This window comes from Burkholderia latens (assembly GCF_902499045.1).
Lineage (GTDB): Bacteria > Pseudomonadota > Gammaproteobacteria > Burkholderiales > Burkholderiaceae > Burkholderia > Burkholderia latens.
Genome location: NZ_CABVPL010000113.1, coordinates 1 through 602 on the forward strand (window position 1 = coordinate 1; position 602 = coordinate 602).

Consider the following 602-nt stretch of genomic DNA (forward strand, 5'->3'; position numbering starts at 1 on the left):
CAGTCGCTGATCAAGGCCGGCCTGCCGAACGCGGTGCCGGGCATGACGATCAACAAGGTGTGCGGCTCGGGCCTGAAGGCCGTGATGCTGGCGGCGAACGCGATCATCGCGGGCGACGCGGACATCGTGATCGCCGGCGGCCAGGAAAACATGAGCGCGGCGCCGCACGTGCTGCCGGGCTCGCGCGACGGTTTCCGGATGGGCGACGCGAAGCTGGTCGACTCGATGATCGTCGACGGGCTGTGGGACGTGTACAACCAGTACCACATGGGCATCACCGCGGAGAACGTCGCGAAGGAATACGGGATCACGCGCGAAGAGCAGGACGCGTTCGCGGCGCTGTCGCAGAACAAGGCGGAAGCCGCGCAGAAGGCGGGCCGTTTCAACGACGAGATCGTGCCGGTGTCGATTCCGCAGCGCAAGGGCGAGCCGCTGCAGTTCGCGACCGACGAGTTCGTGCGCCACGGCGTGACGGCGGAGTCGCTCGCGGGGCTGAAGCCGGCGTTCGCGAAGGACGGCTCGGTGACGGCGGCGAACGCGTCGGGGCTGAACGACGGCGCGGCGGCGGTGCTGGTGATGTCGGCGCAGAAGGCGGCGGCGCT

1 protein-coding gene is annotated in these 602 nt (G+C 69.1%); it reads left to right on the plus strand.

Features of this window, described 5'->3' with window-relative positions:
* On the plus strand, nucleotides 1–602 hold a 602-nt coding region (locus BSE24067_RS32195), incomplete at both ends, for a thiolase family protein (protein ID WP_302479014.1).